The 20,143-nt window shown below is 62.4% G+C and carries 19 protein-coding genes and 2 tRNA genes; 15 read left to right on the top strand and 6 right to left on the bottom strand.

The annotated features are described in order from the left end of the window. Positions 1-46: 46 nt before the first annotated feature. From ACQ4W4_RS11800 to trxB, 3 genes are all read right to left on the bottom strand, one after another. On the bottom strand, positions 47-676 hold the full coding sequence (locus ACQ4W4_RS11800) for a trimeric intracellular cation channel family protein (protein ID WP_034786156.1): 630 nt from the start codon (positions 674-676) through the stop codon (positions 47-49). A gap of 135 nt (positions 677-811) precedes the next feature. Next, the gene (locus tag ACQ4W4_RS11805) at positions 812-1,486 is read right to left on the bottom strand and encodes a Smr/MutS family protein (protein WP_436542169.1); all 675 of its coding nucleotides are present in this window, start codon (positions 1,484-1,486) and stop codon (positions 812-814) included. A gap of 7 nt (positions 1,487-1,493) precedes the next feature. Beyond that, entirely contained in the window at positions 1,494-2,447 is a 954-nt protein-coding gene (gene trxB / locus ACQ4W4_RS11810) for a thioredoxin-disulfide reductase (protein WP_034758671.1), read from the bottom strand. 215 nt (positions 2,448-2,662) lie between these two features. Here trxB and ACQ4W4_RS11815 point away from each other — a divergent pair, with 215 nt between their 5' ends. The 3 genes from ACQ4W4_RS11815 (at position 2,663) to ACQ4W4_RS11825 (ending at position 7,062) form a co-directional block, all read left to right on the top strand. Further along, the gene (locus ACQ4W4_RS11815) at positions 2,663-5,023 is read left to right on the top strand and encodes a DNA translocase FtsK (RefSeq protein WP_436542170.1); all 2,361 of its coding nucleotides are present in this window, start codon (positions 2,663-2,665) and stop codon (positions 5,021-5,023) included. 31 nt (positions 5,024-5,054) lie between these two features. After that, the gene (gene lolA / locus ACQ4W4_RS11820) at positions 5,055-5,684 is read left to right on the top strand and encodes an outer membrane lipoprotein chaperone LolA (protein ID WP_258194916.1); all 630 of its coding nucleotides are present in this window, start codon (positions 5,055-5,057) and stop codon (positions 5,682-5,684) included. Between the two features lie 70 nt (positions 5,685-5,754). Continuing rightward, positions 5,755-7,062 (top strand): replication-associated recombination protein A, encoded by a 1,308-nt coding sequence (locus ACQ4W4_RS11825; RefSeq protein ID WP_070304040.1) that lies wholly within the window; start codon positions 5,755-5,757, stop codon positions 7,060-7,062. A 2-nt stretch (positions 7,063-7,064) separates the two neighbouring features. On the opposite strand, the gene ACQ4W4_RS11830 is transcribed toward ACQ4W4_RS11825, so the two are convergent. Then, positions 7,065-7,805 (bottom strand): NAD-dependent epimerase/dehydratase family protein, encoded by a 741-nt coding sequence (locus ACQ4W4_RS11830; RefSeq protein WP_436542171.1) that lies wholly within the window; start codon positions 7,803-7,805, stop codon positions 7,065-7,067. After that, complete coding sequence (locus ACQ4W4_RS11835; RefSeq protein ID WP_436542172.1) at positions 7,802-8,092, bottom strand: DUF2917 domain-containing protein; 291 nt, start codon at positions 8,090-8,092, stop codon at positions 7,802-7,804. The genes ACQ4W4_RS11830 and ACQ4W4_RS11835 overlap by 4 nt, the downstream gene beginning before the upstream one ends. A gap of 180 nt (positions 8,093-8,272) precedes the next feature. Between ACQ4W4_RS11835 and ACQ4W4_RS11840 the strand changes: the two genes are divergently transcribed. The 5 genes from ACQ4W4_RS11840 (at position 8,273) to ACQ4W4_RS11860 (ending at position 12,236) form a co-directional block, all read left to right on the top strand. Further along, positions 8,273-9,694, top strand: coding sequence for an aminotransferase-like domain-containing protein (locus ACQ4W4_RS11840; protein ID WP_436542173.1), 1,422 nt, complete (start codon positions 8,273-8,275; stop codon positions 9,692-9,694). Positions 9,695-9,970: 276 nt separating this feature from the next. Next, positions 9,971-10,174: a hypothetical protein gene (locus tag ACQ4W4_RS11845; protein WP_152253237.1), complete on the top strand. Its 204-nt coding sequence runs from the start codon at positions 9,971-9,973 to the stop codon at positions 10,172-10,174. 147 nt (positions 10,175-10,321) lie between these two features. After that, positions 10,322-11,611 carry a serine--tRNA ligase gene (gene serS / locus ACQ4W4_RS11850; RefSeq protein WP_436542174.1) on the top strand — a complete coding sequence of 430 codons (1,290 nt, stop codon included), beginning with the start codon at positions 10,322-10,324 and terminating at the stop codon, positions 11,609-11,611. Positions 11,612-11,722: 111 nt separating this feature from the next. Next, positions 11,723-11,812, top strand: a tRNA-Ser gene (locus tag ACQ4W4_RS11855). A gap of 334 nt (positions 11,813-12,146) precedes the next feature. Next, positions 12,147-12,236 (top strand) — tRNA-Ser (locus ACQ4W4_RS11860). Positions 12,237-12,399: 163 nt separating this feature from the next. Here ACQ4W4_RS11860 and ACQ4W4_RS11865 read toward each other — a convergent pair. Beyond that, complete coding sequence (locus ACQ4W4_RS11865) at positions 12,400-13,062, bottom strand: hypothetical protein (RefSeq protein WP_436542175.1); 663 nt, start codon at positions 13,060-13,062, stop codon at positions 12,400-12,402. Between the two features lie 130 nt (positions 13,063-13,192). On the opposite strand from ACQ4W4_RS11865, the gene hisC reads away from it, so the two are divergent. From hisC to ACQ4W4_RS11900, 7 genes are all read left to right on the top strand, one after another. Further along, the gene (hisC, locus tag ACQ4W4_RS11870) at positions 13,193-14,248 is read left to right on the top strand and encodes a histidinol-phosphate transaminase (RefSeq protein WP_436542176.1); all 1,056 of its coding nucleotides are present in this window, start codon (positions 13,193-13,195) and stop codon (positions 14,246-14,248) included. Between the two features lie 4 nt (positions 14,249-14,252). Then, the gene (locus ACQ4W4_RS11875; RefSeq protein WP_436542177.1) at positions 14,253-14,690 is read left to right on the top strand and encodes a GNAT family N-acetyltransferase; all 438 of its coding nucleotides are present in this window, start codon (positions 14,253-14,255) and stop codon (positions 14,688-14,690) included. 63 nt (positions 14,691-14,753) lie between these two features. Then, on the top strand, positions 14,754-15,623 hold the full coding sequence (locus tag ACQ4W4_RS11880; RefSeq protein ID WP_436542178.1) for an NAD(P)-dependent oxidoreductase: 870 nt from the start codon (positions 14,754-14,756) through the stop codon (positions 15,621-15,623). Between the two features lie 205 nt (positions 15,624-15,828). After that, positions 15,829-16,893 (top strand): YeiH family protein, encoded by a 1,065-nt coding sequence (locus ACQ4W4_RS11885; RefSeq protein WP_092718840.1) that lies wholly within the window; start codon positions 15,829-15,831, stop codon positions 16,891-16,893. Between the two features lie 16 nt (positions 16,894-16,909). Continuing rightward, positions 16,910-18,214, top strand: coding sequence for a D-amino acid dehydrogenase (locus tag ACQ4W4_RS11890; RefSeq protein WP_436542179.1), 1,305 nt, complete (start codon positions 16,910-16,912; stop codon positions 18,212-18,214). Next, positions 18,211-19,026, top strand: a complete 816-nt coding sequence (locus ACQ4W4_RS11895) for a thiazole synthase (protein WP_436542180.1) — start codon at positions 18,211-18,213, stop codon at positions 19,024-19,026. Before ACQ4W4_RS11890 ends, ACQ4W4_RS11895 begins: the two co-directional genes overlap by 4 nt. Before the next feature lie 70 nt (positions 19,027-19,096). Then, positions 19,097-20,107, top strand: coding sequence for a porin (locus tag ACQ4W4_RS11900; RefSeq protein ID WP_436542181.1), 1,011 nt, complete (start codon positions 19,097-19,099; stop codon positions 20,105-20,107). The last annotated feature ends 36 nt before the right edge of the window (positions 20,108-20,143 follow it).

The following is a 20,143-nucleotide window of genomic DNA, read 5'->3' on the forward strand; positions in this document are numbered from 1 at the left end:
CGCGTAAGCCGACGCTGCTGAGCCAAAAAAACTGCAGGATTGCGCATCAGCGCCCCAGGCGCATGTCGAATTTCCAGCAGATCAGGCGCAGTATCGTGATGCCGCTGGCGCTGGTCCATAGCGCGAAGTCGTGCTCGGCGCCGAAGTGCATCTGCAATAAATAAGCCCAGCAGCCGAAGAACGCGCAGATGGCGTACGGTTTGCCGTCGCGAAACACCATCGGCACTTCGTTGCAGACGATGTCGCGCATCACGCCGCCGAAAATTCCCGTAATGACTCCCATCATCGACGCGATGAAGATCGGCATGCCGGCGCGCATGGCTTCGGCCACGCCGGCGATGGCGAACATGCCCAGACCGATGGCGTCGGCGATGACGATCAGGCGTTCCGAGACGATCTGGCGCAAATGCTGGATCAAGGGCGCGGCCGTCAGGGCCAGCACGAAGATCAGGATCGCGTATTCCTGGTGCGAGACCCAGAACAGGGGCCGCTTGTCGAGCAGGATGTCGCGCAGGGTGCCGCCGCCGAATGCCGTGATGAAGGCCACGACGAACACGCCGACCAGGTCCATGCGTTTGCGGCGCGCCTCGATGAAACCGGAAAACGCGCCCACCAGGATGGCGATGACCTCGATGATCTTGATCAGCGAGCCAGGCGGCAATTGGGGTGGCATCATGGGTGGAGCGCGTGCACGAGACGCTAAGCAGGAAATAATTGTCACAGGTTAACATGACACGGCCCCGAATGGTGACAAACGGGGCCGTGTGCAGTGCGGAACTGGTAACTGAATTGTAATTGCTTGCTGTCAAGCCTAGCGGATCGGCTGCAGCGCGGAAGAAAGTAATACCACCAGCGCGCCATCGCCCCCTTCGGAGCGGCGCGCCTGGCAAAACGCGATGACTTCATCCTTTTGCACGAGCCAGCTGTGCACCATCGATTTCAAGACCGGTTCCTGGCCTTTCGAGCCGAAACCCTTGCCGTGGATCACGCGCACGCAGCGCAGCTTGCGCCGCGTTGCCTGGTTCAGGAAGGCGCCGATGCCGTCGCGCGCCTCATCGCGGCGCAAGCCGTGCAAGTCCAGCTCATCCTGCACGGGCCAGTGGCCCTTGCGCATCTTCTTGACCACGTCCGGTCCCACGCCGGGGCGGGCGTAGTTCAGGGCCGGATCGTTTTCCAGATAATGGTCGACCTCGAACAAGTCCGACAGCGACTCGCGCAGCACGGCCGCAGCGTCCTCTTCCGGCGTCAGCTTGCGCGCCGGCTGCTGGGCCGCCATATTGCCCGCCTTGGGCACGCTGGGCACGTAGCGGTCCGACTCGGGCAGGCGCTTGACGCCGCCGATGCTGGCCTTGAACAGATTGCTCTCCACGGCCTGCACCTTGGCTTGCTTGGCGCGCTCGGCCTCGGCCTGGGCGCGCGCGTCCGCCTGCTCCTTGAGCTGCTTGCTGACCGCTTTCAGGTCGGCAAAGTCTTTCATCGACGCCATGCGACGCTTACTCCTGGCCTTCCAGGTAGCGCTGGGCGTCCAGTGCTGCCATGCAACCCGTGCCGGCGCTGGTGATGGCCTGGCGGTAGATGTGGTCTTGCACGTCGCCGGCGGCAAACACGCCCGGCGCGCTGGTGGCGGTGGCCATGCCTTCCAGACCCGTCTTGGTCTTGATGTAGCCGTTGTGCATGTCCAGCTGGCCTTCGAAGATGCCCGTGTTCGGCTTGTGGCCGATGGCGATGAAGACGCCATGCACGCTCAACGCTTCGACCTTGCCGTCGATGGTCGATTTGATGTTCAAGCCCGTCACGCCGCCTTCGTTGCCCGTCACTTCGTCCAGAGTGTGGTTATATTTCAACACAATCTTGCCTTCGGCGACCTTGGCGTTCAAGCGGTCGATCAGGATGGCTTCGGCGCGGAACTTGTCGCGGCGGTGGATCAAGGTGACTTTATTGGCGATGTTCGACAGGTACAGCGCTTCCTCGACGGCCGTGTTGCCGCCGCCGACGACTGCCACTTCCTGGTTGCGGTAGAAGAAACCATCGCAGGTGGCGCAGGCGGACACGCCCTTGCCCATGAATTCCGCTTCCGACGGCAAGCCCAGGTATTGCGCGGATGCGCCCGTGGCGATGATCAGGGTGTCGCACGTGTATTCGTGGCTGTCGCCCTTCAGGCGGATCGGTTTTTCATTGAGGAAAGTGGTGTGGATGTGGTCAAACACGATTTCCGTATTGAAACGCTCGGCATGCTGCAGCAAGCGCTGCATCAGGTCCGGACCTTGCACGCCCATCGGGTCGCCGGGCCAGTTTTCCACGTCGGTGGTGGTCATCAGCTGGCCGCCTTGTTCCACGCCGGTCACCAGCATCGGGTTCAGGTTGGCGCGGGCGGCGTAGACGGCGGCGCTGTAGCCGGCTGGGCCGGAGCCGAGGATCAAAACGCGGGCGTGTTTGGTAGTGGTCATGGGAGGCTTCTCTATGAGTGGGGTCTATCCGAATTGGGGGCATACGCGCGAAGAACAAGGCTGTATTGCGCTTGCGCAAGCAATCCTCGATTATAGACCAAGCCGCCTGTAGCGACGAATCGTGGGGCCGTCCGGAGCATATATGGCTTAGAATACTTCCTTATTATGGGAAATTCCCTTTCAGAAACATTTTTCACCTTGCAGCGCTTCCCAGAATGACTAAACCAGCCCAGGCCAATCAAAATAGCTACACCCGAAAACCGGTCGAACGCCGGCCTTTGCCCAACCGGCTGGTACGGCTGCTGTCCGAGGCGCGCTGGTTCGCGCTGGCCGCGTTTGCCCTGTATTTCGTACTGATCCTGGCCAGCTTCAACAAGCTCGACCCCGGCTGGTCGCATGCCACCAACGTCGACAAGGTGGCCAACCTCGGTGGCAAGCTCGGTGCGACCTTTTCCGACCTGTTGTTGTATATCTTCGGTTTTTCCGCCTGGTGGTGGTGCGTGTGGCTGCTGCGCACCGTGTGGCATGGCTATCGCCGCCTGAGTAAGCGCTTCCTGCTGGAAGAGGAAGAGGTGGAGCGCGAGCACCATGTCGAGATGCTGATCCGCATCGTCGGCTTCTCGATCATGCTGATCGGCAGCATGGGCCTCGAATACCTGCGCATGGCGAAAAGCCTGCACGTGCAGCTGCCGCGCGACCCGGGCGGCGTGCTGGGCCAGCTGGTGGGGCACTCGGCCCACGTGGCTTTCGGCTTCACGGGTGCTACTTTATTACTGTTGCTGCTGTTCGGCCTGGGCTTTTCCCTGTTCTTCCATGTGTCCTGGTTGCAAGTGGCCGAACGCATCGGCGGCGCCATCGAAGACGCGTTTAATTGGTTCGTGCTGCGCTACCAGGACCGCGAAGACCGCCGCCAGGGCGAAGTGGCCGCCGTGCGCCGCGACGAGGTGGTGGTCATCGAACGGGCCAAGCACGTGGAAAAGCACGTGGCCGCACCGCCCGTGAAGATCGAGCCGCAGGTCGTCACCGTCGTCAAATCCGAGCGCGTGGAAAAGGAACGCCAGGCCCATCTGTTCGAGAATCTGGGCGATGGCAAGCTGCCGCCGCTGTCCCTGCTCGACGAGGCGCCGCCCGTGGTGGAAACGGTGTCCGTGGAAACCCTGGAATTCACGAGCCGCCTGATCGAAAAGAAATTGTCCGACTTTGGCGTGGATGCCAAGGTAGTGGCCGCTTACCCCGGCCCTGTCGTCACGCGCTATGAAATCGAGCCGGCCACGGGCGTGAAGGGCAGTCAGATCGTCGGCCTGGCGCGCGACCTGGCCCGTTCGCTGTCCCTGACGTCGATCCGGGTGGTGGAAACCATTCCCGGCAAGAACTACATGGCGCTGGAGCTGCCGAACAGCAAGCGCCAGATCGTGCGCCTGACGGAAATCCTCGGCTCCAAGGTCTACAACGACGGCGTGTCCAGCCTGACGATTGCGCTGGGCAAGGATATCGCCGGCAAGCCCGTCGTGGCCGACCTGGCCAAGATGCCCCACTTGCTGGTGGCCGGCACCACCGGTTCCGGTAAATCCGTGGGCATCAATGCGACGATCCTGTCGCTGCTGTACAAATCCGACCCGCTCGACGTGCGCCTGATCCTGATCGATCCGAAGATGCTGGAAATGTCCGTCTACGAAGGCATCCCGCACTTGCTGGCGCCCGTCGTGACCGACATGCGCCAGGCCGGCCACGCGCTGAACTGGGCCGTGAACGAGATGGAGCGCCGCTACAAGCTGATGAGCAAGATGGGCGTGCGTAACCTGGCCGGCTACAATGCCAAGATTGCCGACGCGAAAAAGCGCGAAGAACACATCCCGAATCCGTTCAGCCTGACGCCGGATGCGCCGGAGCCGCTGGAAAAACTGCCGACCATCGTCATCATCATCGACGAGCTGGCCGACCTGATGATGGTGGTGGGCAAAAAAGTCGAGGAATTGATCGCGCGTATCGCGCAAAAGGCGCGCGCCGCCGGCTTGCACTTGATTCTGGCCACGCAGCGCCCATCTGTAGACGTGATCACGGGGCTGATCAAGGCAAACATTCCGACGCGTATCGCCTTCCAGGTCTCGTCGAAGATCGACTCGCGCACCATTCTCGACCAGATGGGCGCGGAAACCCTGCTGGGCATGGGCGACATGCTGTACATGCCGCCCGGTACCGGCCTGCCGATGCGCGTGCACGGCGCGTTTGTGTCCGATGAGGAAGTCCACAGGGTCGTCAGCCATCTGAAGCTGCAGGGCGAACCGAATTACATCGAGGGCATCCTCGAAGGCGGCACCCTGGAAGGCGACGGCGCCGAAGGCGGCGCGTCGGGCGAGGGCGGCGGCGAGGCCGATGCCCTGTACGACCAGGCGGTGGCGGTGGTGCTGAAAAACCGCCGCGCCTCGATTTCGCTGGTGCAGCGTCATTTGCGCATCGGCTACAACCGCGCAGCCCGTCTGCTCGAGCAGATGGAGCAGAGCGGGGTGGTATCAACCATGCAATCCAATGGCAACCGGGAAATCCTGGTGCCGGCGGCGAGTAGTGAACAAGGGTAACGGAATGAAGAATACGACTTTCGCAGCAAAAATGATCATCGGTGCAAGCAGTGTCGCCTGCAGCCTGCTGTTCGCGGCCAGCGCCTCGGCCAGCGCGTTGGAACAGTTCAAGAGCTTTGCGGCCGGCACCAAGTCGGCCAAGGGCGAGTTTGTGCAGCGCCAGGTCAAGAAGGCGGACGCCAGCGGCAAGGCGAAAGTGTCGACTCCAGCCAGCGGCACCTTCGAGTTCGCCCGTCCAGGCAAGTTCATCTGGACCTACCTGAAGCCGTACGAGCAGCTGCTGCAGGCGGACGGCGACAAGCTGTATATCTATGACAAGGACTTGAGCCAGGTGACGGTCAAGAAACTGGGCGACGCGCTCGGTTCCTCGCCAGCCGCGATTTTGTTCGGCAGCAATGACCTGGAAAAGAACTTCACCCTGGCCGAAGCGGGCACGCGCGATGGCCTGGAATGGCTGAAAGCGACGCCGAAAGCCAAGGACACGACGTTCGATGAAATCACCATCGGCCTGCGCAACGGCGTGCCGGAAGCGATGGAATTGCGCGACTCGTTCGGCCAGACGTCGGTGCTGGCGTTCAAGAATTTCCAGAAGAATCCGGCCCTGTCTGCCAATCACTTTAAATTTGTCATGCCCAAGGGCGCGGATGTCATCAATAATTGATTATTGACCTCCTGTTGTTGACCGGCCTCGCAGCGATGCGGGGCCTTTGCATTCTTACCCGGTACATATTATGGCGGACCTCTTTTCCACCGCACCGCGCCAGCCGCTGGCCGAAGCCTTGCGGCCTGCGACTCTCAACGAAGTCATCGGCCAGACGCATCTGCTGGGCGTGGGCAAGCCGCTGCGCCTGGCGTTCGAGGCGGGCAAGGCCCATTCGATGATCCTGTGGGGGCCGCCCGGCGTGGGCAAGACGACGCTGGCGCGCCTGATGGCAAACGCGTTTGACAGCGAATTCATCGCCCTGTCGGCCGTGTTTGCCGGCGTGAAAGATATCCGCGCCGCCATGGACCAGGCCCGCCACAGCCTGGACCAGTTCGGCAAGCACACCTTGCTGTTTGTCGACGAAATCCACCGGTTTAATAAATCGCAACAGGACGCCTTGCTGCCGTTTGTCGAATCGGGCCTGGTGACGTTCATTGGCGCGACGACGGAAAACCCCAGCTTCGAAGTCAATTCGGCGCTGCTGTCACGCGCGCAAGTGTATGTATTGAAGTCGCTCAACGAAGACGAGATGAAGCAGCTGCTGGCCAAGGCGCAATCCACGGCGCTGACGCATTTGACGTTCGACGAGGCGGCCGCCGATACCCTGATCGGCTACGCGGATGGCGATGCGCGCCGCTTTTTGAATTTGCTGGAACAGGCGGAGACGGCCGCCAGCTCGACGGGCACGACGAAGATCGACGCGGCCTTCGTCGACAATGCGCTGACCTTGAATTCGCGCCGCTTCGACAAGGGCGGCGACAATTTCTATGACCAGATTTCCGCCCTGCACAAGTCCGTGCGCGGTTCGAACCCGGACGCGGCCCTGTACTGGTTTTGCCGCATGATCGACGGCGGCGCCGACCCGCGCTACCTGTCGCGGCGCATCGTGCGCATGGCCTGGGAAGACATCGGCCTGGCCGACCCCCGCGCCTTGACCATGGTCAATGATGCGGCGGAAACGTATGAGCGCCTCGGTTCGCCCGAAGGCGAGCTGGCGCTGGGCCAGGCCGTGATCTACCTGGCGATTGCCGCGAAAAGCAATGCCGGCTACAACGCCTTCAATACGGCCATGGCCTTCGTCAAGAAGGATAAATCGAAGGAAGTGCCCGTGCACTTGCGCAATGCGCCGACGAAACTGATGAAGGAACTCGGTTACGGCCACGCCTACCGCTACGCGCATGACGAGCCCGATGCCTACGCGGCCGGCGAAACGTATTTTCCGGACGGCATGGCGGAACCGGGCTGGTACCAGCCCGTGCCGCGCGGGCTGGAAAGCAAGATTGCCGACAAGCTGGCCTGGCTGCGCGAGCTTGACCGCAAGGCAGGCAAGGGCTGAGGCTACAAGCCCAGCAATGTAAAACCGTCGTCCTGCGGCGCGTAGCCGACCAGCTGGCGCGTGGCCGCGATCGACAGCCGTTTGTAGCGGTTGTCCGACACGCCATGCGCGACGTGGTAGCCGGGCGGCACGTCGGCGGCGATGCAGCGGGCCAGCAATTGCACCACGTCGCGCTCGCTGATGAAGGCGGCGATGTCGCGCGCGCTGTGCTGTTGACCTTTCTCAAACTGCGCCACGTTGGCGATGCGCACGGCGATCGCCGTCATGCCATGCTGGTGCGCGAAGGCCGACGCCACGCCTTCGCCGAAGGCCTTGCTGGCGCCATACATATTGGCCGGACGCGCCGGCATGTCTTCATGCACTTGTACGTCGAGCGGATAGCCCTCGATGGCTTGCGCGCTGCTGGCAAACACCACTCTTTTCACTCCCTGTGCCTGCGCCGCGCGGAAGAGGTTGTGCGTGCCGACGATGTTTGGCTGCAGCAATTGCGCATCAAAATTGGCGCTGGCGTGCGGCACGCCGGCCAGGTGCAGCACCACGTCGATGCCGGCGCAGGCGGTCAGGCAGGCGGGATGGTCGGCCACGTCAAGCTGAATGAAAGGGCAGGGCGCTTCGGCCAGCCCGTCCGTGTGCAGGTCGGCCAGGCGCAGGGAGAATTCCCCGTGCCGGCGCTTCCAGAAAGCGGTGCCGATGATGCCGGCGGCGCCCGTGACGAGGACGCGCAGTGGTGATGCTTGAGTCATGTATTCCTTGTATTGAGTGTGTGAGGCAGTGCCAGCTGCAGCCAGCGCAGCAGGGCGGGGCGCGGTGCGGATGTTCCATGCACGCGGATGCGTCCGCTGCCCACGGCTTCGACCAGCACCAGCCCGTCATTCGGTATCGTGTAGCGTTCGCCGCTGCGCAGCACGCAATCGTCGAACTGGGCGTAGGCCGTGATCCAGGCCGTGCCGGACAGGCATTCGATGACCTTGGCGTGCGCTTGCTCCAGGCGCAAGGGCCGTTCGCTGGGTAATTCGTGGTCGGTATGCATGGCATCACTCCTGTTGTGCTGACAGGAACAGCTTAGGCGCATGCGGCAAACCATGACAGATGCAGGAAAACGAAATTGTGATGAACACAGAGCACTTCGTCGTACACTGTGCTTGTCAAAAAATCGGGCAACTGTATCTGTGCGTGCCGCGTGCGGCAGCCGCATACTGAAGGGATGAATATGAATGCGCCTTTGAATCTGTACGAGCACCTGGCCAACGAGCTGGGTGCTTTGATCGACGCGCGCGTGTTCGCGCCCGGCGACCGCCTGCCGTCGATCCGCCACCTGGCGCAGCAAAAGCGCATTTCCGTCAGCACGGTGATGCAAGCCTTGCGCCTGATGGAAGACCGGGGACAGGTCGATGCGCGGCCCCAGTCCGGCTATTTCGTGCGCCACCGGGCGCCACGCCGCCCGTGCAGCGCCGACGCCCAGCACCTGAAGGAGCCGGCCTTTGTCGGCATCAACAACCTGTTGATGCGCGTGCTCAAGGAGAACGAGACACCTGGCATCGTGCAGCTGGGCACGGCCTGGCCGCCTGACGAAATATTGCCGATCAAGCGCATGCAGCGCACCATCAGCGCGGTGGCGCGGCGCGATCCTGTTCTGCTCAGCAAGGTCAGCTGCTATGACGTCAGCGAAGGCAATTTCCTGCGCCAGGTGGCGCGCCGCGCGCTGGACTGGGGCAAGCTCGATCCGACGGAAATCGTCGTGACGAATTCCTGCACGGAAGCGATCAGTCTGTGTCTGCGCGCCGTCGCCAGGCCGGGCGACACCATCGCCATCGAGTCTGCCACGTATTTTGTGCTGCTGCAGATGATCGAAAGCCTGGGCATGAAGGCGCTGGAAATTCCCACGGACCCGAAGACGGGGCCGTCGCTCGACGCGCTCGAGCTGGCCTTGCGCGCCGGCCTCGTGCAGGCCTGTCTGTTCGTGCCGAACGCAAATAATCCCCTGGGCTGCGTCATGCCGGAAGCAAACAAGAAGCGCCTGGCGGGCCTGCTGTCGGAATTCAATATTCCGTTGGTGGAGGACGATGTGTATGGCGACCTGTGTTTCGCGTCGCAGCGTCCCTGGCCCGTGAAGGCTTACGATACGAGCGGTAACGTTTTATTGTGCTCCTCGTTTTCCAAGGCGATCACGCCCGCGTCGCGCGTCGGTTACGTGCTGGCCGGGCGTTTCGCGCAGGAAGTGGCCTTGCTGAAAACCGTGTCGAGCGGCGCCACCAGCCATTTCTTCCAGGCCGTGCTGGCCGATTTTCTGGAAGGCAGCAGCTACGACCAGCAGCTGCGCAAGATGCGGCGCACCCTGGTCCAGCGCATCGCCCGCATGTCCGACGCCGTGGCGGCCAGCTTTCCGCTTGAGTGCATGCTGTCCGAGCCGCAGGGCGGTTTCGTGTTGTGGGTGCAGATGCCGCCACAAGTCGATGCGCTGGCTCTGCATGGCCAGGCGATTGCGGACGGCGTGGCGTATATGCCGGGCCAGCTGTTCTCGGCCTCGGGCAAGTTCGGCAATTATCTGCGCCTCAATTGCGGCAATGCGTGGACGCCGCGCATCGAGCAGGCGATCGGCCGCCTGGGCCATCTCGTTAAGGACGCCTTGTAGAACGCCTGTCAAAACCTACTGCGCGGCGCGCTTTGCGGCCTGCGATGCTCACCGTGCTCTAGCACGGTTGCGCTTCTTAGCCACAAATCACTGCCGCTCGCTACGGTTTTGTCAGGCGTTGTTCATTCCCTTGTTTTCCCTTCAGTCCCCGTTTTTCACCGTTCGCTCCCTGTTTTTCGCCGCTGGTCGCAAGCCGGTGTCGTTGTTCGCGGCCGTTGGCTAAAGTACCACCATACCAAGCGCAGTTAAATGAACAAACCAACCAGGAGTTACATCATGCACGCACTGAAAAACATGGAAATCACCTTCGTCGCCGCCGCCATCATCGCCATCGGCGCCAGCTTCGCCACCGCCGGCGCGAATACCGTGGAAGTGAGCGCCAGCAGCAATGTCATCGCTCAAGCCGTGGACGCGAAAATGCCCGTCGTTACCGTCAGCGCCCGCCGCCTGACCGCTGCCGAAAAAGCCGCGTTCATTTAAGCAATAAGCCAAGCGGAAAATGTAAAGCGGGCGCGAGTGTCCAGGCATGCCGCCATGACGATGGCAGAGCGTATGCAAAACTCATAGAGAACTGAACGGGTCTTGGTACAATGAGTGCTTTCGATACATCGGCACCGCCATCCACCCATGATAGATATCCAACTTCTCCGTAAAGACATCGCCACCGTCGCAGAACGCCTGGCGACGCGCAAATTCCAGCTCGACGTGGCAGGTTTTACCGCCCTCGAAGCCGAACGCAAGGCGATCCAGACGCGCACCGAAGAGCTGCAGGGCAAGCGCAATGCGCTGTCCAAGCAAATCGGCATGTTGAAAGGCAAGGGGGAAGACACCTCGGCCGTGATGGCGCAAGTGGCCGGCCTGGGCGATGAGCTGAAAGCCGATGAAGCGGCCCTGACCCTGGTGCAAGCCAAGCTGAGCGATTTCATCATGGCCGTGCCGAATTTGCCGCATGAATCTTCGCCCCTGGGCACGGACGAGTCGGGCAACGTGGAAGTGCGCAAGGTCGGCACGCCGCGCACCTTCGATTTCGAAGTCAAGGATCATGTCGACGTGGGCGCTCCGCTGGGCCTGGACTTCGAAGTGGCCACCAAGCTGACCGGCTCGCGCTTCTCCGTCATGAAGGGCGGCATCGCCCGCCTGCACCGCGCACTGGCGCAATTCATGCTCAACACCCACGTGGACGAGCACGGCTACACGGAATGCTATACCCCGTACATGGTGAACGCCGATTCCTTGCGCGGCACGGGCCAGCTGCCGAAATTCGAAGCCGATCTCTTCTCGGTGAAAAAAGGCGGCGCGGAAGGCGAGGGCGAGACCTTCTACCTGATTCCCACGTCGGAAGTGTCGCTGACCAACATCGCGCGCGATGAAATCCTGGCGCTCGATCAATTGCCCCTGAAAATGACGGCCCACACGCCATGCTTCCGCTCGGAAGCGGGCAGCTACGGCCGCGACACGCGCGGCATGATCCGCCAGCACCAGTTCGACAAGGTGGAAATGGTGCAAGTGGTGCACCCGGATACCTCGTATCAGGTGCTCGATGAAATGGTTGGCCACGCGGAAGCGATCTTGCAACGCCTGGGTCTGCCATACCGCGTGATGTCCTTGTGCACGGGCGACATGGGTTTCGGCGCCACCAAGACCTTCGACCTGGAAGTGTGGCTGCCGGCGCAAAACACCTATCGCGAAATCTCGTCCCTGTCGAACTGCGAAGCCTTCCAGGCCCGCCGCATGCAGGCGCGTTTCCGCAACGCCGCCGGCAAGCCGGAACTGGCGCACACCCTGAACGGCTCCGGCCTGGCAGTGGGCCGCACCCTGGTCGCCGTGCTGGAAAACTACCAGCAAGCGGACGGCAGCGTCGAGATCCCGGCCGTGCTGCGCCCGTACATGGGCGGCCTGACGCATCTGAAGGCCTGAAAGCTTAGGGCAGCCGGATGAATGGAAGGCCTAAAATAGTCCTTCCATTTTTTCAAGCGGCTGCTATAATCTTGCCTTCTCGCAGCAATGCGAGGAAAGACCGCAGCAAATGGAGAGGTGGCAGAGTGGTCGAATGTACTTGACTCGAAATCAAGCGTACGTTAAATCGTACCGTGGGTTCGAATCCCACCCTCTCCGCCAGAACAAATAGAGAAAGCTCCCGCAAGGGAGCTTTTTTTATTTGTGGCGGCGAAGAGGAGCAAGGCGCCTGCGCGCCTTGCGCGTGGGATTCGAAGACGAGCGCGTACTCGCGCGAGGCTCCCCGAATCGTCCAATTGATTTTCACGCGTGCGCCAAGGCGGCGTCTACAAAGGCGAGCTGCGCCTTGTACGGGGCTCCCCAAACCGCCCATATGGTTTTTGCTTTGATGAGCAAGATTAGCGATAAACCCCCTACCCAACCCAACAACACCCATGCTAAAATAGCGCCTCGTTCAAACAGGCATGCCAGTTTGAATGAATAGACCGCAGTAAACGGAGAGGTGGCAGAGTGGTCGAATGTACTTGACTCGAAATCAAGCGTACGTTAAATCGTACCGTGGGTTCGAATCCCACCCTCTCCGCCAGAATACATAAGAGAAGCTCCCGCGAGGGAGCTTTTTTTATACCCGCAACGCCAAAAAACCACCAACGTATCAATGCAGGTAGAAAAAACCGCCCAAAGCGCGCAGCGCAAGGCGTTTTTTCCTCCATTCAGACTTTGAAAGCCAGCGTCCCCACTACCGCAAGCTAGTGCACGAGCTTGGCCACCGCAAACGCCACGCCCGACATAGCAATTATCGTCCCCACGCACGACAGAATGACAGCCGACTTCGCCTCAGCCACATCTGACTTGGTCGCATAATTGGAGCGCACCACAGCGAGGTCCAGTTTCAAGCCACTGACATCCGTCTTGAGAACGCCGACATCGGTCTTGAGAGCAGCGATATCCGTTTTCAGACCAGCAACATCCACCTTGAGGCCAGTGACATCCGTTTTCACGCCAGCCACATCCACCTTGATGCCAGCCACATCAACCTTCAAATCAGCAACGTCCAGCTTCACACCAGCCATGTCTTTTCCCAGTGCGTTGACTTGCTCGTCCATGGCGCAATCCTCCATGCTTGTCACTGCATGCTCCTCGCTTTTTTCACCGCTGTCAAACAGTGTCCCGAGGGTATCGCGCATGGCTTTGCTATTGCTTGCCAGGCGTTGCGCCAGCCCCGTCACGCGCTGCAAGTCGGCCACTCCTTCGCCCTGTAGCTGACCCGTGGCAGTCTGCAATTCGACGGTGATCTGTTCGCCGAGGCTGGTAGCAACCCGCATCCATGCCTCGATCTTGCGCTGGCGTGACTGTTGCGTCAGCGCGCCATGCCGCACCTGCGTATCGCTCAGCTTGTGCATGCTGTTCATGCCACGTCCTCTTCGCTTGGGGCCGATGCCGATGCTGTCCACGCTACCTCTCGCCGATGGCGCCCGCCTTGACCCCGCTCACCCTATGGTAATCTACCGTATCCCCATCCTGCCCCCACCAATAAAACTAATGAGCCGATTCTGGAGCAACATCGTCAGCGAGCTGACCCCCTACGTCCCGGGCGAGCAGCCGAAACTGCCCGACCTGGTCAAACTCAACACCAACGAAAACCCCTACGGCCCATCGCCGCAGGTGCTGGCCGCGCTGCGCGACGCCAGTAACGACAGCCTGCGCTTATATCCTGATCCCACGGCCAGCGAACTGAAGCAAACCCTGGCCGACTACCACGGCTTGAACAGCGCGCAAGTGTTCGTCGGCAACGGTTCCGACGAAGTGCTGGCGCTGGCCTTCATGGCCTTGCTCAAGCACGATGCGCCGCTGCTGTTCCCGGACATCAGCTACAGCTTCTATCCCGTGTATTGCAAGCTGTACGGCATCGCATACCGCACGGTCGCGCTCGACGAATCCATGCGCATCCGCCCGGAAGATTACCGGGGGCCGTGCGGCGCCATCATCTTCCCCAATCCCAACGCGCCGACGGGCGTGGACTTGCCGCTGGCCGGCGTGGAAACTCTGCTGCGCGACCATCCCGACGCCGTGGTGGTGGTCGATGAAGCGTATGTGGATTTCGGCGGCGAGAGCGCCGTGGCCCTGGTCGACCGTTATCCGAACTTGCTGGTGGTGCAGACGTTCTCGAAATCGCGCTCCTTGGCCGGCTTGCGCGTGGGCAGTGCCTTCGGCCACCCTGACCTGATCGAGGCGCTGGAAAGAGTGAAGAACAGTTTCAACTCGTATCCGCTGGACCGGCTGGCCCTGGCCGGCGCCGTGGCTTCGCTGCATGACGAAGCGTATTTCCAGCAGACGCGCCAGGCCGTCATCGCCAGCCGCACACAGCTGACGGCGGACCTGACGGCATTGGGCTTCGAGGTACTGCCGTCGGTGGCCAACTTCGTGTTTGCCCGCCACCCGCTGCATGACGCGGCGCAACTGGCGGCCGGCTTGCGCGCCCGCTCCGTGATCGTGCGCCATTTCAATGCACCGCGCATCAGCCAGTATTTGCGCATCAGCATCGGCAACGAGGGCGAATGCGCCGCGTTGATGTCGGCCTTGCGCGCAGTGCTGTGACGCCATGCTGACCTTCGTTCCTGCCAGCCTGGCCGATGGCGAAGCGCTGGCCAGCCTGCGCGTGGCCGCCATGCGCGACAGCCTGGAACGCATCGGCCGCTATGACCCGCAGCGGGCGCGCCAGCGTTTCCTGGCCACGTTCGACCCCGCATCTACCTGGCAGCTGCGAGAAAGCGGCGCGCTGGCCGGCTTTTATGTGTTGCGGCCGCAAGCGGATTATCTATTGCTCGACCACCTCTACCTGGCGCCCGCATGCCAGCGGCAAGGCATGGGCGCGGCCGTGCTGGCGCGCGTGTTTGCCGAGGCCGATGCGGTCCGCAAGAGTGTGCGCGTGGGCGCCTTGCGCGGCAGCGAGGCGAACCGCTTCTATGTGCGTCACGGCTTCTTGCCCGATGGCGAGGAAGAGTTCGACCTGTATTACCGGCGGCCACCCGCGCCTTGAGGCTGCCGACGGCGGCTGTTTGTGCAACAATAATCGGATTCATACATCGACAGGACGGACAATATGGCAAAAGTGGCATTCATCGGTTTGGGCGTCATGGGTTTCCCTATGGCAGGCCACCTGGCGGCGGGCGGACACGACGTCACCGTGTACAACCGCAACCCGGCCCGCGCGGCCGCCTGGCTGGAGCAGCACAAGGGCAGCAGCGCCGCCACGCCGGCCGCCGCCGCTGCGGGCGCCGAGTTCGTGTTTACGTGCATCGGCAAGGATAACGACCTGTATCAAGTGATCCTGGAAGAGGGCGGTTTGCTGTCCGCCATGGCGCCGGGCAGCATCCTGATCGACCATACGACGGCCTCGGCAGAAGCGGCGCGCACCATCCACGCGGCGGCGAAAGAGAAGGGCGTGTTCTTCCTCGACGCGCCCGTGTCCGGCGGCCAGGCGGGCGCGGAAAACGGCAAGCTGACGGTGATGGTGGGCGGCGACGCGGAAGCGTATGCGCGCGCCGAACCCGTCATCGCCCTGTTTTCGCGCGCCGTCACCTATATGGGCGCGTCCGGTTCGGGCCAGCTCACAAAAATGGTCAACCAGATCTGCATCGCCGGCCTCGTGCAAGCTTTGAGCGAAGGCATCGCCTTCGCGGAAAACGCGGGCCTCGATGCGGCGCTCGTCGTCGACGTGATTTCCAAGGGCGCGGCGCAGTCGTGGCAGCTGGAAAACCGGGGCAAGACCATGATCGAACGCAAATTCGACTTCGGTTTCGCCGTCGACCTGATGCGCAAGGACCTGGGCATTTGCCTGGCCGAAGCCAAGCGCAACGGCAGCGACTTGCCCGTGACGGCCTTGACGGACCAGTTCTATGGCGAAGTGCAGCAAGCGGGCGGCAACCGTTATGACACGTCCAGCCTGATTACCCGTCTGAACAAAAAGTAATCTTTCAAGCTCCAGCAACGGCGGCGCGTCCCTGCGAAAGGGCCGCGCCGCTCGTCGTTTACAGGGGTGAAAAATAAAAAACGTCAGTTTCCGGAACATCCGGTTTCGATTTTCATGGAAAAGCATGGACTTCGCTAGCTCATCGTGTATTATTAAAAAACGAGATGAAATGTCCCAATTTTTAAAACATTATGAGCGGACCCGCATGAAAACCAACTCCTCAGCGATAACACGCGTTGTCGACAAGAACATTCCCTACCTGTCGTCCGCAGTCGCCATCTGGCGTCCCCGCGCCGTGCTGCGCAGCTGGCCCGGCGTAGCCATCGCGCTGGTGATCGCCCTGTCGGCCACCTTTATTTCAAGCAATTACGGCGGCCCCCAGCTCCTGTACGCGCTGTTCTTCGGCCTGGCCTTCCACTTCCTCGCGTCCGATCCCACCTGCAAGCCCGGCATCGAGTTTTGCAGCAAGGTGCTGCTGCGCACCGGCGTGGCCCTGCTGGGCGCGCGCATCACCTTCAACCAGATCGCCTCGGTCGGCGTGACGCCCTTATTGATCGTCGTCGGCGGCCTGATCGCCACTCTGGGTTTCGGCTATCTGCTGGCCAGGTGGCTGAAACGCCCCATCACGGAAGGCATCCTGTCCGGCGGTTCCGTCGCCATCTGCGGCGCGTCGGCTGCGCTGGCCATCTCGGCCGTGCTGCCGCAAACCAAGGAAAACGAAAAATTCACGCTGCTCACCGTGGTGGGCGTGACGTCGCTGTCCACCCTGGCCATGATCGTCTACCCGCTGCTGGTCAAACTGCTGGGCTTTGACCCGACGGAAGCGGGCGTGTTCATCGGCGGCACCATCCACGATGTGGCGCAAGTGGTGGGGGCGGGCTATCTGGTCAGCAATCACACGGGCGACGTGGCCACCTTCGTCAAGCTGACGCGCGTCGCCTGTCTCGTGCCCGTCGTGCTGGGCTTGTCGATCATGTTCAAGCGCAAGGATGGCAAGAGCGAGGTCGATGCGCCGCCGCTCGTGCCCTTCTTCCTGATCGGCTTTGTCTGGCTGGTGATTACCAACAGCTTGGGCCTGATTCCGCAGGAAGTGAATGGCTGGATCAACAATGCCTCGCGCGCCTGCCTCGTCATCGCCATCGCCGCACTGGGCGTGAAAACGTCGTTCCAGTCGCTGGCCTCGCTGGGCTGGCGTCCCGTGATCATGCTGGTGATGGAAACGGTGTGGATCGCCGCCTTCGTCGCCATCGCCGTGCTGCTGACGCGCTAAGCGAGCCGGGCCCGCCATGAAGATCCTCGTACTCGGCGCCGGCGTGGTCGGCACGGCATCGGCCTGGTACTTGCGCCAGGCGGGCCACGACGTGCGCGTGCTCGAGCGCCAGGCGGGCGCGGCGCAGGAAACCAGCTTCGCCAACGGCGGACAGATTTCCGTCTCGCATGCGGAACCGTGGGCCAATCCCGCTACCCTGCGCAAGGTGCTCACATGGCTGGGCAAGGATGATGCGCCGCTGCTGTTCCGTCCCCGCCTGGACGCGTTGCAATGGCAGTGGGCCTTGCACTACCTGCGCGAATGCCTGCCGGTCAGGGTGGCGCGCAATATGCGCCAGATCGTCGCCCTGGCCGAGTACAGCCGGCAGAGTTTGCAGGCGCTGCGCCGCGAGACGGGCATCGAGTATGACCACCTGCAGCGGGGCATCTTGCATTTCTATACGGACCAGCAGGAGTTTGACAAATCGCAAATGGGCGCCGCGCTCTTGCGCGAACTGGGCTGCCCGCGCAACACCGTCAGCGCCGATGAGGTGATACGCCTGGAACCGGCCTTGCGCCACGCGCGCGGCCAGATCGTCGGCGGCGACTTCACGGCCAGCGACGAGTCGGGCGACGTGCACTTGTTTACCACGGCGCTGGCCGCGCGCGCCGCCAGGGCCGGCGTGGATTTCCAGTACGGCACCACCGTGACGCGGCTGCTGGCCGATGGCGAACGCGTCACCGGCGCGGAATGCATCGACGCGCACGGGCGCCACCGCCTCGAGCACGCGGACGCCGTGGTAGTGGCCATGGGCAGCTTTTCCGCGCCCCTGCTGCAGCCGCTGGGCATCCGATTGATGCTGTATCCGGGCAAAGGTTATTCCGCCACTTATCCTATTCTCGACTCCGTCAGCGCACCGTCCGTCTCGCTGACGGACGACGGCCACAAACTGGTGTTTTCGCGCCTTGGCGAGCGCCTGCGCGTGGCGGGCACGTGCGAGCTGAACGGCTACACGCGCGAACTGAACCCCGTGCGCTGCGCCGCCATCACCCGCCGCGTGCAGGCCCTGTTTCCCCACGCCTGCGATTACAGCGACCCCGTCTACTGGGCCGGCTTGCGCCCCCTGACACCGTCGAACGTTCCCTATATCGGCGCCACGCGCTACCGCCAGCTCTACCTCAACACGGGCCACGGCACCCTGGGCTGGACCATGGGCTGCGGCGCGGGCAGGGCGCTCGCCGACCTCGTGTCGGGACGGCGGCCGGAAGTCGATTTTGCGTTTTGCGGCGAAGCCCCCTGGCACGAGGCCGCTTTGGTTCAACTTAGGAGAGCACCACGATGAGAGACGACGCCACCCCCAGCCAACCATCGACCGGCCTGACCCTGGCCGGCACCACCTACCAGTCGCGCCTGCTGGTGGGGACTGGAAAATACAAGGATTTCGAGGAAACGCGCCTCGCCATCGAGGAAAGCGGCGCCGAGATCGTCACCGTGACGATCCGCCGGGTCAACATCGGCCAGGAAAAGGGCGAGCCGAATCTGCTCGACTTCATTCCGCCATCGAAATACACGATTTTGCCCAACACGGGCGGCTGCTACAACGCGCGTGACGCCGTCTACACCCTGCAGCTGGCGCGCGAGCTGCTGGGCGGACACCCGCTGTGCAAGCTGGAAGTGCTCGGCGATGAAAAGACCCTGTTCCCGAACATGCCGGAAACCTTGAAGGCGGCCGGGGAGCTGGTGCGCGACGGCTTCCAGGTGATGGTGTATTGCAGCGACGACCCGATCCAGGCGCGCATGCTGGAAGACCTCGGCTGCATCGCCGTCATGCCGCTGGCGTCATTGATCGGCTCGGGCATGGGTATTTTGAACCCGTGGAACTTGTCCTTGATCATCGAGCAAGCCACGGTGCCCGTGCTGGTCGACGCCGGCGTGGGCACGGCGTCGGACGCGGCCATCGCCATGGAACTCGGTTGCGACGGCATTTTGATGAATACCGCCATCGCGGCGGCGCGCGAACCGATACGCATGGCGCGCGCCATGGAACTGGCAGTGCAGGGTGGACGCGAGGCTTACCTGGCCGGACGCATGCCCCGGAGAGCAGGCGTCATGAGCGCGTCGCCCTCGTCGCCGATGGCCGGGCTGATCGCCTGAGCCAAGTTTGTAGCACCGTAGTTGATTATCGTTTCAAGCGTTTATAAAAACCACAATACCTGGAGATGACATGAAACACACACTCGTAGCGGCAGCCATCCTGGCCTCCTTCCTTGCCGGCAACGCCAGCGCCCAATCGTCCGTCACCGTGTACGGCTTGCTCGACGCGGGCCTGACGTCCGAACACGGCGGCGCGGACGGTTCCGTCACCAAGCTGGCCACCGGCGTGCAGTCGGGCAGCCGCATCGGCTTCAAGGGCACGGAAGACCTGGGCAACAATTTGAAAGCCAACTTCTTGCTGGAAAATGGCCTCGACGTGGACACGGGCGCCAACCGCCAGGGCGCCTTGTTCGGGCGCAAGGCCTACGTGGGCCTGTCCGGCGGCTTCGGCGCCGTGAACCTGGGCTTGCAGCACAACCCGCTGTTCACCGCGCTGGACAATATCGATCCGTTCGAGACGGGCATGACGGGCGCCTCGATCAACCTGATGAGCGTGGCCAGCCTGCGCACGAAAAATTCCATCATGTACGAGACGCCGAAGGTCAAGGGCCTGTCGGCCTCGATCATGTATGGCCTGGGCGAAAAACCGGACAGCAACACCCTGGGCCGCACCATCGACTTTTCCATCGACTACGCCAACGGCCCGTTGGTGCTGACCCTGGCGCATGACAACCGCAAGGATACGCCGCTGAACACGGCGAAAGTGACCTTGTTGGGCGGCACCTACGACTTCGGCCCCGCCAAGCTGCTCGCCGCGTATGAGACGGACAAGGACGATGCGGGCACGGATTTCCGCAACTACATGCTGGGCGCGTCGGCCCCCGTGGGCGCGGCGGGCAGCGTGATGGCCTCGTACATCCGCAAGGATGACCGCACGAACGCGCGCCGCGGCGGGCGCCAGCTGGCCATCGGCTACACGTATGCCTTGTCCAAGCGGACGAATCTGTACACCTCGTACGGCCGCATCAGCAACGATGGTGCAGGCACCAACTTCGTCGGTGACGCATCGAGCGGGGGCAGCGTGCCCTTGCCTGGCCATAACTCGAGCGCCTTCACGGCCGGCATGCGCCTGAAGTTCTAAGGCGCGGCGCAGGACGCATCGATGGCGGGCTGTCTG

Source organism: Janthinobacterium glycogeni (assembly GCF_051380725.1).
GTDB lineage: Bacteria > Pseudomonadota > Gammaproteobacteria > Burkholderiales > Burkholderiaceae_D > Janthinobacterium.

Excerpts from the sequence above, each read along its gene's own strand:
- ACQ4W4_RS11800 (WP_034786156.1), bottom strand. The coding sequence starts at position 676 with ATGATGCCACCCCAATTGCCGCCTGGCTCGCTGATCAAGATCATCGAG.
- ACQ4W4_RS11805 (WP_436542169.1), bottom strand. The coding sequence starts at position 1,486 with ATGGCGTCGATGAAAGACTTTGCCGACCTGAAAGCGGTCAGCAAGCAG.
- trxB (WP_034758671.1), bottom strand. The coding sequence starts at position 2,447 with ATGACCACTACCAAACACGCCCGCGTTTTGATCCTCGGCTCCGGCCCA.
- ACQ4W4_RS11815 (WP_436542170.1), top strand. The coding sequence starts at position 2,663 with ATGACTAAACCAGCCCAGGCCAATCAAAATAGCTACACCCGAAAACCG.
- lolA (WP_258194916.1), top strand. The coding sequence starts at position 5,055 with ATGATCATCGGTGCAAGCAGTGTCGCCTGCAGCCTGCTGTTCGCGGCC.
- ACQ4W4_RS11825 (WP_070304040.1), top strand. The coding sequence starts at position 5,755 with ATGGCGGACCTCTTTTCCACCGCACCGCGCCAGCCGCTGGCCGAAGCC.
- ACQ4W4_RS11830 (WP_436542171.1), bottom strand. The coding sequence starts at position 7,805 with ATGACTCAAGCATCACCACTGCGCGTCCTCGTCACGGGCGCCGCCGGC.
- ACQ4W4_RS11835 (WP_436542172.1), bottom strand. The coding sequence starts at position 8,092 with ATGCATACCGACCACGAATTACCCAGCGAACGGCCCTTGCGCCTGGAG.
- ACQ4W4_RS11840 (WP_436542173.1), top strand. The coding sequence starts at position 8,273 with ATGAATGCGCCTTTGAATCTGTACGAGCACCTGGCCAACGAGCTGGGT.
- ACQ4W4_RS11845 (WP_152253237.1), top strand. The coding sequence starts at position 9,971 with ATGCACGCACTGAAAAACATGGAAATCACCTTCGTCGCCGCCGCCATC.
- serS (WP_436542174.1), top strand. The coding sequence starts at position 10,322 with ATGATAGATATCCAACTTCTCCGTAAAGACATCGCCACCGTCGCAGAA.
- ACQ4W4_RS11865 (WP_436542175.1), bottom strand. The coding sequence starts at position 13,062 with ATGAACAGCATGCACAAGCTGAGCGATACGCAGGTGCGGCATGGCGCG.
- hisC (WP_436542176.1), top strand. The coding sequence starts at position 13,193 with ATGAGCCGATTCTGGAGCAACATCGTCAGCGAGCTGACCCCCTACGTC.
- ACQ4W4_RS11875 (WP_436542177.1), top strand. The coding sequence starts at position 14,253 with ATGCTGACCTTCGTTCCTGCCAGCCTGGCCGATGGCGAAGCGCTGGCC.
- ACQ4W4_RS11880 (WP_436542178.1), top strand. The coding sequence starts at position 14,754 with ATGGCAAAAGTGGCATTCATCGGTTTGGGCGTCATGGGTTTCCCTATG.
- ACQ4W4_RS11885 (WP_092718840.1), top strand. The coding sequence starts at position 15,829 with ATGAAAACCAACTCCTCAGCGATAACACGCGTTGTCGACAAGAACATT.
- ACQ4W4_RS11890 (WP_436542179.1), top strand. The coding sequence starts at position 16,910 with ATGAAGATCCTCGTACTCGGCGCCGGCGTGGTCGGCACGGCATCGGCC.
- ACQ4W4_RS11895 (WP_436542180.1), top strand. The coding sequence starts at position 18,211 with ATGAGAGACGACGCCACCCCCAGCCAACCATCGACCGGCCTGACCCTG.
- ACQ4W4_RS11900 (WP_436542181.1), top strand. The coding sequence starts at position 19,097 with ATGAAACACACACTCGTAGCGGCAGCCATCCTGGCCTCCTTCCTTGCC.